Source organism: Polaromonas sp. P1_H6, assembly GCF_056405195.1.
The window spans coordinates 1-12,250 of sequence record NZ_JBFUCN010000010.1 but is presented as its reverse complement, the minus strand read 5'-3'; the positions used below and the strand labels follow the sequence as shown (position 1 = coordinate 12,250).

12 protein-coding genes are annotated in these 12,250 nt (G+C 67.9%); 8 read left to right on the top strand and 4 right to left on the bottom strand.

Annotation, left to right across the window (positions count from 1 at the left end; all coding sequences use genetic code 11):
• The first annotated feature begins 2 nt into the window (after nucleotides 1-2).
• The 4 genes from AC1D1F_RS11130 to AC1D1F_RS11115 all read left to right on the top strand — a co-directional run bounded on the left by AC1D1F_RS11130 (nucleotide 3) and on the right by AC1D1F_RS11115 (nucleotide 4,532).
• Nucleotides 3-1,268, top strand: a complete 1,266-nt coding sequence (locus tag AC1D1F_RS11130) for a ribulose-bisphosphate carboxylase large subunit family protein (RefSeq protein ID WP_477677081.1) — start codon at nucleotides 3-5, stop codon at nucleotides 1,266-1,268.
• A gap of 9 nt (nucleotides 1,269-1,277) precedes the next feature.
• On the top strand, nucleotides 1,278-2,576 hold the full coding sequence (locus AC1D1F_RS11125; RefSeq protein WP_477700724.1) for a four-carbon acid sugar kinase family protein: 1,299 nt from the start codon (nucleotides 1,278-1,280) through the stop codon (nucleotides 2,574-2,576).
• A gap of 173 nt (nucleotides 2,577-2,749) precedes the next feature.
• The gene (locus AC1D1F_RS11120) at nucleotides 2,750-3,304 is read left to right on the top strand and encodes a Spy/CpxP family protein refolding chaperone (protein ID WP_477677523.1); all 555 of its coding nucleotides are present in this window, start codon (nucleotides 2,750-2,752) and stop codon (nucleotides 3,302-3,304) included.
• Nucleotides 3,305-3,461: 157 nt separating this feature from the next.
• Nucleotides 3,462-4,532, top strand: a complete 1,071-nt coding sequence (locus tag AC1D1F_RS11115; RefSeq protein ID WP_477677522.1) for a flavodoxin family protein — start codon at nucleotides 3,462-3,464, stop codon at nucleotides 4,530-4,532.
• Nucleotides 4,533-4,639: 107 nt separating this feature from the next.
• Here the strand turns inward: AC1D1F_RS11115 and AC1D1F_RS11110 are convergent, their stop codons facing one another.
• Both AC1D1F_RS11110 and AC1D1F_RS11105 read right to left on the bottom strand, forming a co-directional pair.
• Nucleotides 4,640-5,140, bottom strand: a complete 501-nt coding sequence (locus tag AC1D1F_RS11110) for a hypothetical protein (RefSeq protein ID WP_477677521.1) — start codon at nucleotides 5,138-5,140, stop codon at nucleotides 4,640-4,642.
• A gap of 128 nt (nucleotides 5,141-5,268) precedes the next feature.
• Nucleotides 5,269-5,601: a hypothetical protein gene (locus AC1D1F_RS11105; protein WP_477697023.1), complete on the bottom strand. Its 333-nt coding sequence runs from the start codon at nucleotides 5,599-5,601 to the stop codon at nucleotides 5,269-5,271.
• Nucleotides 5,602-6,095: 494 nt separating this feature from the next.
• Between AC1D1F_RS11105 and AC1D1F_RS11100 the strand changes: the two genes are divergently transcribed.
• From AC1D1F_RS11100 to AC1D1F_RS11085, 4 genes are all read left to right on the top strand, one after another.
• Nucleotides 6,096-6,899, top strand: coding sequence for an endonuclease/exonuclease/phosphatase family protein (locus AC1D1F_RS11100; protein WP_477677525.1), 804 nt, complete (start codon nucleotides 6,096-6,098; stop codon nucleotides 6,897-6,899).
• 2 nt (nucleotides 6,900-6,901) lie between these two features.
• Nucleotides 6,902-8,197, top strand: coding sequence for a cardiolipin synthase ClsB (gene clsB / locus AC1D1F_RS11095; protein ID WP_477677519.1), 1,296 nt, complete (start codon nucleotides 6,902-6,904; stop codon nucleotides 8,195-8,197).
• A gap of 7 nt (nucleotides 8,198-8,204) precedes the next feature.
• Nucleotides 8,205-9,221: a lysylphosphatidylglycerol synthase domain-containing protein gene (locus AC1D1F_RS11090; RefSeq protein WP_477677518.1), complete on the top strand. Its 1,017-nt coding sequence runs from the start codon at nucleotides 8,205-8,207 to the stop codon at nucleotides 9,219-9,221.
• Nucleotides 9,222-9,476: 255 nt separating this feature from the next.
• Nucleotides 9,477-10,946, top strand: a complete 1,470-nt coding sequence (locus tag AC1D1F_RS11085; RefSeq protein WP_477697024.1) for a UdgX family uracil-DNA binding protein — start codon at nucleotides 9,477-9,479, stop codon at nucleotides 10,944-10,946.
• A gap of 37 nt (nucleotides 10,947-10,983) precedes the next feature.
• Here the strand turns inward: AC1D1F_RS11085 and AC1D1F_RS11080 are convergent, their stop codons facing one another.
• Nucleotides 10,984-11,472 carry a hypothetical protein gene (locus tag AC1D1F_RS11080; RefSeq protein ID WP_477677516.1) on the bottom strand — a complete coding sequence of 163 codons (489 nt, stop codon included), beginning with the start codon at nucleotides 11,470-11,472 and terminating at the stop codon, nucleotides 10,984-10,986.
• A 152-nt stretch (nucleotides 11,473-11,624) separates the two neighbouring features.
• Nucleotides 11,625-12,047 (bottom strand): PPC domain-containing DNA-binding protein, encoded by a 423-nt coding sequence (locus AC1D1F_RS11075; protein WP_477677515.1) that lies wholly within the window; start codon nucleotides 12,045-12,047, stop codon nucleotides 11,625-11,627.
• Nucleotides 12,048-12,250 lie beyond the last annotated feature (203 nt).

The window sequence follows — 12,250 nt, the reverse complement described above, 5'->3', positions numbered from 1 at the left end:
CCATGCAAGCCGACCGCTTTGAAGCCACCTACCTGATCGAAACCCCGCTGGCGCCCGAGAAGGTCGCCGAAGTCATGGCGGGCGAACAGTCCTGCGGCACCTTCACGCGCGTCGAGGGCGAAACCGACGAGCTGCGCCTGCGCGCGCGCGCCACGGTCGAGCAGATCGACGAACTCGAATCCGCCACCGCGCCCAGCCTGCCCAACGCCCTGCTCGAACGCAAAGGCCACAGCGGCCCGTGGCGACGCGCGCGCGTGCGCATCTCCTTTCCCGTCGCCAATGTGGGCGCCAACCTGCCGACGCTGGCCGCCACCGTCTCTGGCAATCTTTATGACCTCGGCGAGGCCAGCGGCCTGCGCCTGGAAAGCCTGCAGTTGCCGGCCGGCTACCGCGCCTTCTTCGACATGCCGCAGGTCGGCATCGCCGGCACGCGCAAGGCCACCGGCGTGGCAAGCGGCGCGCTGGTCGGCACCATCATCAAGCCCAACGTCGGCTTCAGCGCCGCGCAGACCGCCGAGCTCGTCGCGCGCCTGTGCGCCGCGGGTGTGGACTTCATCAAGGACGACGAGGTCTGCGCCAACCCGGCCCATGCGCCGCTGAGTGAACGCGTGCCGGCCGTGATGGCCATGGTGCGGGATCACCAGCAGCGCACCGGCAAACACGTGATGGTGGCCTTCAACATCACCGACGAAACCGACGCGATGAAACGCCACGCCGACCTGGTCGAACGCGAAGGCGGCAGCTGCGTGATGGCCAGCCTCAACTGGTGCGGCTACTCGGGCATGCAGACGCTGCGCCGCCACACCGGCCTGGCCCTCCACGGCCACCGCAACGGCTACGGCGCGCTGTCGCGGCACCCGCTGCTGGGCATGTCCTTCCAGGCCTACCAGACGCTGTGGCGCCTGGCCGGCGTCGACCACATGCATGTGCACGGCCTGCAGGGCAAGTTCTCGCAGGCCGATGAGGAGGTGATAGCCTCCGCGCGCGACTGCTACACGCCACTGACCGCCGGTTTTGACGACCGCGTCATGCCGGCCTTCTCGTCCGGCCAGTGGGCCGGCACCGTGCCCGCGACCTGGGCCGCCATCAAAAGCGACGACCTGCTCTTTATGTCCGGCGGCGGCATACTCGCGCACCCCGGCGGCCCGGCGGCCGGCGTGGCCAGCATCCGCCAGGCCTGGGAAGCCGCGCGTGCCGGCGTGGCATTGGCCGAGCATGCACGCAACGCGCCCGAACTCGCGGCGGCGCTGGCCTTCTTCGGCAAATAACCCATGGGCTTGAACGACGGCGCTCTCAAAATCGCCTACTACGGCGACGACTTCACCGGTGCCACAGATACATTGGCCACGGCCGCGCGGGCTGGGCTTCGCAGCCTGCTCTTCCTCGGCCTGCCGACCGATGCGCAGCTGGAACGCGCCGGCACGCTGGACTGCCTGGGCATCGCCGGCGCGGCACGCGCCATGAACCCCGGCGAGATGCGCGCCGAGCTTGAACCGGTGGGCCGGCTGTTCGCGCGCCTGGGCGCACCCGTCATGCATTACAAGACCTGCTCGACCTTTGACAGCGCCCCCGAGATCGGCAGCATAGGCGCTGCCATCCGCATCCTGCAGCCGCATGCCGGCAACGCCTTTGTGCCCATCGTCGGCGGCCAGCCCAACCTGCGGCGCTACTGCGTGTTCGGCAACCTGTTCGCCGGCGCCGGCCCCGCCGTGCACCGCCTGGACCGTCACCCCACCATGAGCCGGCACCCCATCACGCCCATGCACGAGGCCGACCTGCGGCGCCACCTGGCCGCGCAGGGCCTGGCGCAAGTCGCCGGTATCGCCTACCCCGACTACAGCCAGGACGCCGAAGCGCTGGACCGCCAGCTGGCCGGCCTGCTGTCGCGCAAGCCCGACGCGGTCCTGCTGGACGTCGCCGACGACAGCCACCTGGCCACCGTGGGCCGGTTGATCTGGCAACGCGCGCAAGCGCAACGCCTGCTCGCCACCGGGCCCAGCAGCGTGGTGCAGGCCCTGGCCGCGCACTGGCAATCCGGTGCCGAAGCGGCGGCGCCCCGCATCGCCGCCGCAACAGGCCCGGTGCTGGTGCTCGCCGGCAGCCTGTCCCCCGTGACGGCGCAGCAGGTCCAGGCCGCCAGCTCCTACCGGCAGGTCGCGCTGGACGCCGCCCGCCTCACCGCCGACACGGCCTATGCCGGGCAGATGTCGGACCAGATCGCCGCGCTGCTGGGCCAGGGCCGCCACGTACTGGCCTGCACCGCCGCCGACGGCCAGCCCTGCGACTGGCCAGTGGACGGCCGCGCGCTCGCGCAGGCCAGCGGCGCCCTGCTCAGGCGCGTGCTGCGGGCCGTGCCCCTGCGCCGCCTCGGCATTGCCGGCGGCGACACCTCCAGCCTGGCCGTGCAGGCGCTCAAGGCCTGGGGCCTGTCCTATGCCGCGCAACTCGCGCCCGGTGTCGCCCTGTGCCGCCTGCACAGCGACGAAGCCGCGCTCGACGGGCTGGAGATCATGCTCAAGGGCGGGCAGATGGGCGGAGAGGACCTGTTCGAAACCCTGCTGTACGGCACAGCCTGAGGACAGCAGGAGCCCCAACACCGGTGAACATTCAAGAAACTTTACAAACCCTCATCGCCTGGGCAACGGCGGGGATACAGAGCACCACCACACTTGCTTTCAACCTGAAGCCAAAAGCCGTATGTCACGGCAGCGGATTTTTCAGGCATCTTCTCCCCTGAAAGGAAGTTCCCATGAAATTCGCATTCAAGCCCTCCGCTTCCCTCAACAGCCTCGTCCTGGCCGGCCTGCTGGCAACGGTGGGCGCCGGCGCCATGGCACAAACACCTCCCGCAGCGCCCGCGGGCTCGCCGCCCGCAGCCGGCAAACCCGCCGGCCCGCATGAAGGCCGCATGGGCCGCCACGACCCCGCCAAAATGCAGGCCATGATCGCCAAGCACCAGGCCGAACTCAAGGCCAAGCTCAAGATCACGCCGGCCCAGGAAGGCGCGTGGACCAGCTACACGGCCGCCATGCAGCCGCCCGCCCACGGCGCGCGTCCCACACCCGAGCAGCGCGCCGAGTTCGACAAGCTGACCACGCCCCAGCGCATCGACAAGATGAAGGAAATGCGCACCCAGCGCATGGCTGAAATGAACGCCGCCATGGACAAGCGCGGCGAAGCCACCAAAACCTTCTACGCCGTGCTGAGCCCCGAGCAGCAAAAGACCTTTGATGCCGAGCACAAGAAGCACGGCCCGCGCGGCGGCCACCGTGAGCACGGCGGCCCGGCACCGCAAAAGGGCTAAGCCACCGGCGCGCTGATCGCGCTGACCCCAAGCCCGCACCGTGACCCGGTGCGGGCTTTTTTACGTCCGCCCGTTTTCGCCGGACGCCGCCCAAAGCCCGCGTAGGACGCTGTCGAATGCCTTTATTCGCGCCGCCCAGCCTCACTAAACTGGGCCCATGAGCGAAGTCCGCAAAGGCCAGGCACCGGCCGTCCTGTCGCGCGATGCTTTCCACGAACGTTTCATGCAATCCTTTGTGGACCCGGCCTTTCGCGCCGAAGATGAAGCCCTGGCGCGGCTCGAATCGCTGGCCTGGGATGCGTACAAGGAAGGCCGCAAGGCGCCCCTCACACGCAAAGCCGGCGAGGGTTTTGCCGACCCTGATTACGACCTGTCGACCGAATGGCTGGAAACCCGCGCACGCCTGCAGAAGACGCAGGCTGTATGGGAAAACCCCGCCACGCCGTCCCGCGTGCTGCTGGTCTGCGGTTCGGCCCGCAACGACGGAACCTGCCCCGGCGAGATCTCCAAGACCTGGCGGCTGCTCAACACCGCCAAAACCGCGCTGGAAGGCGCGGGCATGCACGCCGACGTGCTGGACCTGAGCCTGCTCAGTTCCGATTACCAGTTGCGCATCCATCCCTGCAAGGGCTGCGTCTCCACCGCCATGCCTTTGTGCCACTGGCCCTGCAGTTGCTACCCCAACCATGCGCTGGGGCAGACCGGCGACTGGATGGCCGAGATCTACGAACGCTGGACGGCCGCGCACGGCGTGCTGATCCTCACACCGGTGTACTGGTACCAGTCGCCCAGCCCGCTCAAGCTCATGATGGACCGCCTGGTCTGCGCCGACGGCGGCAATCCCGACCCCACCAGCACCCACGGCAAAAAACCCGAGGAAGCCAAGGCGCTCGAGATGAAGGGCTGGGACTATCCCAAGCACCTGGCCGGCCGCGCCTACGGCCTGGTGGTGCACGGCGACGTCGCCGGTATCGAGGGCACGCGGCGCGGCCTCAGCGACTGGCTGGACTGGATGGGTTTGATAGACGCCGGCAGCCAGGCCCGGCTGGACCGCTACATCGGCTATTACGAACCCTATGCCACCAGCCACGACACGCTGGACGCCGACAAGGCCGTGCTGGCCGAGGTGCGCAACGCGGCCAGCGCGGTGGCCGCCGCCGTGAAGGCACTGCGCGCCGGCACGCTGTTGCAGCCCGACAAGGATTTTCCGCAGCCGCGGCCCAAATAAAGGGCAGCAAAAAGCCGGGCCGCGGGACATGCCCGCGCCCGGCTTTGAGGCATTGAAAATCTGGGCCGAACCGCCCGCAAACGGGCGGCCGGCCTCAGGTCCGGTTTTTAATGCGCGCCGCCACTGACGCCCGCGCCACCCTGGACACTGCCTTGCACGCCGCCCTGTAGGCTGCCTGCCGCACTGCCCACACCGTTACTCACGCCGTTGTAGGTGCGCCGGGCGCCGCTCTTCACGGCGTTACCCGTGCGGGTTGCCGCGCGTCCTGTGGCACGTGCGGTGTCGTCCACCGCACCGGAGACATTGGCACCCGCGCCTACACCTGCGCCCACCCGGCCGCTGGTCATGCCGGAGCCGCTGTCACCGCCGCCCGCCGCGTTCGCGCGGGTGGCGGCGTCAATATTGGCGTTCTGGCCGGCATTGACACCCAGGTTCACGCCCAGGCCGGCATCGGCATTGCCGGCAGCCCTGTTGCCACTCACACCGGCGCCGGCGCCTACACCCACACCGACCCCCAGGCTTTGCGCGAAGGCGCCAGGGGCGGCCAGCGCAGCCGCCAGGGTCAGCGCCACGGCGCCGGGAATCGAGCGAATCAAGAATTTGGACATTTCAATCTCCTTCAAAAAACGATGGCCTTGCCCCAAGGCAAACCACCCGGCAGGGCCGCAACGAAGACCGTTGTGGCCCGCCCATGCCGCTTCGCGTGGATTACTCCCCCCGAAGCAGGTGTGTTGTCTTACTTGGTACCGCCCACAGTGGGGCCTTGCGCACCGCCGGTCGAGGTCGCGGCCGCGTCACGCGCGGCGGAGTTCTGGGCCCGTTTGGCCGCGCGTTTCTCGCGCTTGGCGGCCTTCGCTGCCGCGCGATCGGCCTTGGCGGCTGTGCGTGCTTCAGGCGTCTTGGCCGCACCGCCTGCGGGGGCCGCCGTGTTCTGGTCCTTGGGCTTGGTCGTGCCCGGCGGCGTCGTGGTACTCGTGGTATCGGTCTGCGCCTGGACCTGCCCACCCATCAACAGGGCGGTTGCGATGGCAGCGGCTACGGGAATGGATTTCATCGAAAACTTCTTCATGGTCATTTCCTCTTCGGTTGGCCCCAGAAACAAGGCGTGTGGAACAAACAAGCCCTCATGCGATAACGCGATAACGGGGCTGATTTCAATTTAGGGGCCAAGCCAAGGCGGACGTGCCGGAGAGGCACGCCGCGCCATGTAGGACACTGCGCCCGCGGCGTGTGGTTGCGCAGGCGGCTTCCCAGGGTCGCTGAAGAGGCGCGCCAGCCGGGCGTACAAATAAGTTTTGTCCTACACCTTGGGCGAAAGCCGCGAAGCCACAATGTCCGTCAGGGTGTCCGGCGGGCGCGTATGCTGCCTCTTTGCCGGTATTGATATGTCCGCGCTTCCGGTTTTCCATCACCCGCCCTTTGCCTTTTGCCTCCCTTCTTATGCAGCCTTCCGTTCCCGACCCTTCTGTTTCAAGTCCTAACGGTGCCTCGCGCCGTGGTGCGCCCGACGCGCTGTCCGTCGCCGTACCCGTCACGCCGCCCAAGGCGGGCACGCAGGTTGACATGGCCGCCGTGGAGGCCGACACGCAAACCGCACTGGCCGCCGTGAGCCCCGAGTCCTCGTTCTCCTTCAAGGTGCTCACGGTCAACATCCACAAGGGCTTTACCTTCTTCAACCGCAAGTTCATCCTGCCAGAGCTGCGCGAAGCCGTGCGCAGCGTGGGCGCCGACGTGGTGTTCCTGCAGGAAGTGACGGGCACCCACGCCAAGCACGCCGACAAGTTCGACAACTACCCCGAAACGCCGCACTACGAATTCCTGGCCGACACCATCTGGCCGCAGTTCGCCTACGGCCGCAACGCCGTCTACACCAACGGCCACCACGGCAACGCGGTGCTGTCCAAGTTCCCCATCGTGCGTTTTGAGAACCGCGACGTGTCCATCAGCGGCCCCGAGCGCCGCGGCCTGTTGCACTGCGAACTGCAGATTCCCGGCCGCAGCGTCAACGTCCACGCCATCTGCGTGCACCTGGGCCTGATGGAAACCCACCGCGAGCAGCAGATGGACATGCTCTGCGAGCTGGTGCGCAAGGACATCCCGGCGCATGCCCCCGTGGTGGTCGCCGGCGACTTCAACGACTGGCGGCACCGCGCCCACGCGCGGCTCGAAAAAGGCGCCGAGCTGCACGAGGTCTTCGTGCAGGCCAACGGCCATGCGGCGCGCACCTTCCCCGCACGCCTGCCGCTGCTGCGCCTGGACCGCATCTATGTGCGCAACGCCATAGGCAACGCTCCCGTGGTGCTGCCGCTGCGGCCCTGGTCACACTTATCTGACCACGCGCCGCTCGCGGCAGAAATCGAGATCTAGACATGTCCAGGTGGGTGAGCGGCAACCAGTTCCGCCTGCTGGAGAACGGCGAGGAATTTTTCCCGCGCGTGTTCGAGTGCATCGCCGCCGCCAAACGTGAGGTCGTGCTGGAAACCTTCATCCTGTTCGAGGACAAGGTCGGCGAGGAACTGCATGCGGCCCTGCACCAGGCGGCGCGGCGCGGCGTGCAGGTCGACGTGACCATAGACGGCTACGGCTCGCCCGACCTGTCGCCCGAGTTCATCTCGACGCTCACGCGCGCCGGTGTGCGCCTGCATGTGTTCGACCCCGGCCCCAGGCTCTGGGGCTGGCGCACCAACCTGTTTCGTCGCATGCATCGCAAGATCGTGGTGGTCGACGGCGAGCGCGCCTTCGTCGGCGGCATCAATTATTCGGCCGACCACCTGGCCGACTTCGGGCCCCAGGCCAAGCAGGACTACGCCGTCGAAATCGAAGGCCCCATCGTCGCCGACATCCACAGCTTTGTGCGCCGCGCCCTGGCCGCCGGCCGGCGCAACGCCGGCGCCGAGCCGCCCGAGGGCCTGCGCGAGCGCTTTTCCAACCGCGCGCGCTCGTTCGCAGGCACCTGGCGCGGCGACAGCGTCCCCGCAGCGGCGGGCGAAGCCTCCGCGCTGTTCGTCACCCGCGACAACCGCAAGCACACCAACGACATCGAGCGCCACTACCGCGCGGCCATACGCACGGCACGCCATCGCGTCGTGATCGCCAACGCCTACTTCTTCCCGGGCTACCGGCTGCTCAGGGAAATGCGCCACGCGGCGCGGCGCGGCGTGGACGTGCGCCTCATCCTGCAGGGCGAGCCCGACATGGCCATCGTCAAGACCGCCGCCAGCATGCTCTACCACCACCTGCTGGACGCCGGCGTGCGCATTTACGAATACTGCGAACGGCCGCTGCACGGCAAGGTCGCCGTCATCGACGACGAATGGGCCACCGTGGGCTCCAGCAACCTCGACCCGCTGAGCCTCTCGCTGAACCTGGAAGCCAACGTCGTCATCCGTGACCGCGCCTTCAACCAGGAGCTGGGCACGCGGCTGGCCGCGATCATGCAAAACAGCTGCAAGCAGGTGACCCGCGAAAACCTGGTCGAGCCCACCTGGTGGCGCACCGTGCGCAGCTATTTCGTTTTCCACCTGCTGCGGCGCTACCCGGCCTGGGCCGGCTGGCTGCCGGCGCACACGCCGCGCATCACGCCCGCCGGCCAGGACCTCCCCGCCCCCGCCGGCCCCACCGGCAGAGATGCCGAAGCGGTAAGCCAGCAGGCCAAAACCGTGTGAGCGCCTGATGGCCAGCCCCAACCCGCCCCCCGCCCGCGGCCCCTGGCGCAGCCGGCCCTGGTGGCCCTGGCTCAGGCGCGGCGCCACCAGCGTGTTCTTTGTGCTGGTGGCCGCCCTGCTGGTGTCGCAGGCGCGCAGCATTGCCTGGGGCGAGGTGCTCAACTCCCTCGAGAACTATCCGCTCACCGCCGCCTGGGGCGCCGTGGCCCTGGCCGCGGCCAGCTTCACGCTTTACAGCTGCTTTGACCTGCTGGGCCGGCACTACACGCGCCACAAACTCAGCGCCCCCACCGTGATGCTGGTGACCTTCACCAGCTACGCCTTCAACCTCAACCTCGGCTCGCTGGTGGGCGGCGTGGCCTTCCGCTTCAGGCTGTATTCGCGCCTGGGCCTGAAGCCCGGCGCCATCACGCGCATCATGTCCATCAGCATGCTGGCCAACTGGATGGGGTATGTGCTGCTGGCCGGCGGGGTGTTCAGCCTGCACCCGCCCACCCTGCCGCTGGACTGGCCGGTCACCACCGTCCACCTGCGCCTGGCCGGCCTCGCGCTGCTCGCGGCGGCCGCGGCCTACCTGGGCATCTGCACCTTCACGCGCCAGCGCCACTACGAGCTGCGCGGCCACACCCTCGAACTGCCTTCGCCGCGGCTGGCCGTCCTGCAGCTGCTGATGGGCGCCGGCAACTGGCTCACCATGTCCGGCATCCTGTACATCCTGCTGCAGCACCGCATCGAGTTTTCCGCCGTCGTCAGCGTGCTGCTGCTGGCCGCCGTGGCCGGCGTCATCACCCACATCCCGGCCGGTCTGGGCGTGCTGGAGGCGGTGTTCGTCGCCCTGCTGTCGCACCTGATGCCGCAGGCTGAACTGCTGGCGGCCCTGGTGGCCTACCGCGTCATCTACTACCTGGCGCCGCTGGGCATCGCCACGGCAATCTACGCGGCGATGGAAGCCCACGCCAGGAAACTCGCCCGCGCCGCCCGGGCGGCCCAGCCCCCGCGAAACGCACGCCCGGCCACACGCTGACAAGCCGGGCCCTGCATCCAGGCGCTTTCCGCCCGGTTTAGGCGCCAAAGCCACAGGCCGCCAGGGTTTTCGCCTTTACTTCTGTGTCCATAGCCCCAAAACACTGTATATTGATACAGTGTTTTGATGTTCCCTCGTGTTCTCTTTCCTGCCGATGCGACGCCCGCACCCAGGAAGTCGGCTTCTTTGCCTACAGCCGCGGTTGAACCCGCCGCCGCACCATGAAGTCTGACGTGAAGCAGAAAGGATCTTTGCATGGGCGTGATGAATGACCTGCTGACGACCGACCTCTTTCCGCAAGCCCCGCTGCCCGTCATGCTGCAGGGCCAGGCCGACTTCGAGGGCTTCCGCCGTGCCGCGCGCGGCCTGCTGGCGCAGCAAATGCTGCCCGAGCAGATCAGCTGGCACAGCACCGACAGCGCCGTCCAGGATCTTTTTGCCGCCGCCCGCGCGCCGGGCGGCGCCTTCCAAGACAAGGCCGCGTTCAACGGCGCACCCGCCGTCAGCGTGCCACCCGAATTCATGGCGCTGTGCCAGGTCGTCATCCTGCACAGCGACCCGGGCCGCTTCGGCCTGCTGTACCGCATCCTCTGGCGCCTGGTCCACGAGCCCGGCCTGCGGCAGGATCCGCTTGACGCCGACATGGTGAAAGCCGGCCGCATGGCCGAGGCCGTGCGGCGCGACATGCATGAGATGAAAGCCTTTACGCGCTTTCGCACCGTGCTGGACGACACCTTCCGCTCCGACCCCGAAGTCGGCCCGCTGCATGTGGCCTGGTCCGAGCCCGAACACCACATCATTGAAGCCGTCGCGCCCTTTTTTGAGCGCCGCTACAAACAAATGCGCTGGGCCATCCTGACGCCCGAGCGCAGCCTCGAATGGGACGGCGGGCAGCTGCGCTTCGGTCCCGGCGCCCAGGCGGCGGCGGCCCCGCCGCCCGACGCGGGCGAACAGCTGTGGCTGGCCTTTTACCGGCGCACCTTCCCTCCGGCGCGGCTGAAACCGCAAGCCATGCACAAGCAGATTGCGATCGGGCCTGAGCAGTTGAATGCGGAGTGCGCCGCAACGCCAGCCAAACGGGAAAGAGGGGAAAAAGAACCAGCAGAACCCAAAGAGCCCGCGGATGGCACACACATCATCGAGCTGGTGCGCTCGCGCACGGCCCTGCAGCGCGCCACCAACCGCTGCCGCGAGTGCCCCATCGGCGAACACGCCACACAGGCCGTGTGCGGCGAAGGCCCGCGCAAGGCCAGGGTCATGCTGGTCGGCGAACAGCCGGGCAGCCAGGAAGACCTGGCCGGCAAGCCCTTTGTAGGCCCCGCCGGCCACCTGCTGGATCGCGCGCTGAGCGAGCTCGGCATAGGCCGCGACAAGGTCTTCGTGACCAACGCGGTCAAGCACTTCAAGTTCGAACTGCGCGGCAAACGCCGCATCCACAAGACCCCGGCGCAGCGCGAGATCGCCGCCTGCCTGCACTGGCTGGAAGACGAGATTGCCATGGCGCAGCCCGAGTTGCTGGTCGCCCTCGGCGCAACCGCCGCCCGCGCCCTGCTCGGCAAGGCGGTGCCGGTCATGGCCAACCGCGGCCAGATCCTGGAACGTGAAGACGGGCGCAAGGTGCTCATCACCCTGCACCCCTCCGCCCTGCTGCGCGTGCCGCCACCCGAGCGCGAAAGCGCCTACCGCGAGTGGCTGCACGACCTTTCACGCATCAACCCCCACTGAGCGAACAGAACAGTTCAGGCCGCGTGCCCGGCCATCCTTAACGCGTGCTGTCGCGTGGATCCGGCGTGCCCGGCTCGGTCGCCGGCCGCGTGGTCGAATCCCGGGGGTCGACAGGCATGGGCTGCGCGGGTTCGCTGGCGACGGCGCGGCGTGCCGGGTTGCGGTTCAGGGGGTTCGCCAGGGGCCTGCCCGGATTCGTACCCGTTGCGCCGCGCGTGCCGGGCACCCCGGTGGCGGTATTGCCGCCATTGATATTGGTGCCGCCCGTGCCGGTGCCCGTGTTGGTATTGGTGCCCGTGGTGCCGGTGTTGTTGCCGTTGATGGTGGTGCCCCCGGTGCCGGTCCCCGTGTTGGTGTTCGTGCCCGTGGTGCCGGTAATGCCTGTATTACCTGTCGTACCCGCGGCGCCACCCGTGGTCTGCGCACCCACGGGCGAAAACCCCAGGACAGCCGCGAGCGCGGCGGACAAACATACGCCGCCAGAACGAAGACCCAGGTGCGACAGACTGCTGTTCAACGCTTTCATGACAACTCTCCTGTTTTCCGGCTTGAACACACCGGATTTTCACCACGCATGCGATGGGATCCATTCAATCTACGTCCGCTGTGACGCCCCCGTCACTGCCCGCAGGCTCATACAGCTGTGCGAAGAGGCCTACATCAAATGCGACGCCGTTTTCACGCTGAAGGCCCTGCCGGCCTCGCCACCAACTCCTTGAAGCCGGTCTGCGCATCATGCTCACGCGTGAACACCCAGCCCGGCAGCGGCGCCAGCACGATCTCCGCCGTGGTCCGCACAATGCAGCCCGGCATCACATGGCCGCCCCGCATCTCGCCGCGTGCTGTTGCCACACAGGCATGCAGGTGGACGCCGTCGGGGCTTAGCGTGCCCGACAGCGTGATCAGTTCCAGTGGTTCTTGCAGCACCGTTCCGTCGGGCTGGCCGGCGTAACGGAGTACCGCTTGGGACAGGCTGCCCACTGCGGAGATGATGCAAGCCGCCGTCGTGTTCTGGCCGGCTTGCAGGTCGGCGAAGGCTTTGGTCAGGCTTGTGCGGAGATCTTCTCCGGGGTGGAGGCGGAGGACTTGGGGTTGGGGCATGGGGTTAGGGTAATGGTGGAGCTGTTTTAGTTCAAGCGGGGTGTGCTCTGCTGAGGCTTGCTGGCCGGGGGTAGCCCGGCGGCTACTCACTTTTCTTTTGCTTCGCCAAAAGAAAAGTAAGCAAAAGAAAAGGCGACCCTGGTTGCTGCGTCCCTTCGCTTCGCTGCGGGCAACCTGCGGTGCTCGGTTCAGGCGGGGTCTCG

What these genes read in the sequence shown, in the direction of transcription:
- AC1D1F_RS11130 (WP_477677081.1), top strand. Translation starts at nt 3, where the DNA reads ATGCAAGCCGACCGCTTTGAAGCCACCTACCTGATCGAAACCCCGCTG.
- AC1D1F_RS11120 (WP_477677523.1), top strand. Translation starts at nt 2,750, where the DNA reads ATGAAATTCGCATTCAAGCCCTCCGCTTCCCTCAACAGCCTCGTCCTG.
- AC1D1F_RS11115 (WP_477677522.1), top strand. Translation starts at nt 3,462, where the DNA reads ATGAGCGAAGTCCGCAAAGGCCAGGCACCGGCCGTCCTGTCGCGCGAT.
- AC1D1F_RS11110 (WP_477677521.1), bottom strand. Translation starts at nt 5,140, where the DNA reads ATGTCCAAATTCTTGATTCGCTCGATTCCCGGCGCCGTGGCGCTGACC.
- AC1D1F_RS11105 (WP_477697023.1), bottom strand. Translation starts at nt 5,601, where the DNA reads ATGAAGAAGTTTTCGATGAAATCCATTCCCGTAGCCGCTGCCATCGCA.
- AC1D1F_RS11100 (WP_477677525.1), top strand. Translation starts at nt 6,096, where the DNA reads ATGGCCGCCGTGGAGGCCGACACGCAAACCGCACTGGCCGCCGTGAGC.
- clsB (WP_477677519.1), top strand. Translation starts at nt 6,902, where the DNA reads ATGTCCAGGTGGGTGAGCGGCAACCAGTTCCGCCTGCTGGAGAACGGC.
- AC1D1F_RS11090 (WP_477677518.1), top strand. Translation starts at nt 8,205, where the DNA reads ATGGCCAGCCCCAACCCGCCCCCCGCCCGCGGCCCCTGGCGCAGCCGG.
- AC1D1F_RS11085 (WP_477697024.1), top strand. Translation starts at nt 9,477, where the DNA reads ATGGGCGTGATGAATGACCTGCTGACGACCGACCTCTTTCCGCAAGCC.
- AC1D1F_RS11080 (WP_477677516.1), bottom strand. Translation starts at nt 11,472, where the DNA reads ATGAAAGCGTTGAACAGCAGTCTGTCGCACCTGGGTCTTCGTTCTGGC.
- AC1D1F_RS11075 (WP_477677515.1), bottom strand. Translation starts at nt 12,047, where the DNA reads ATGCCCCAACCCCAAGTCCTCCGCCTCCACCCCGGAGAAGATCTCCGC.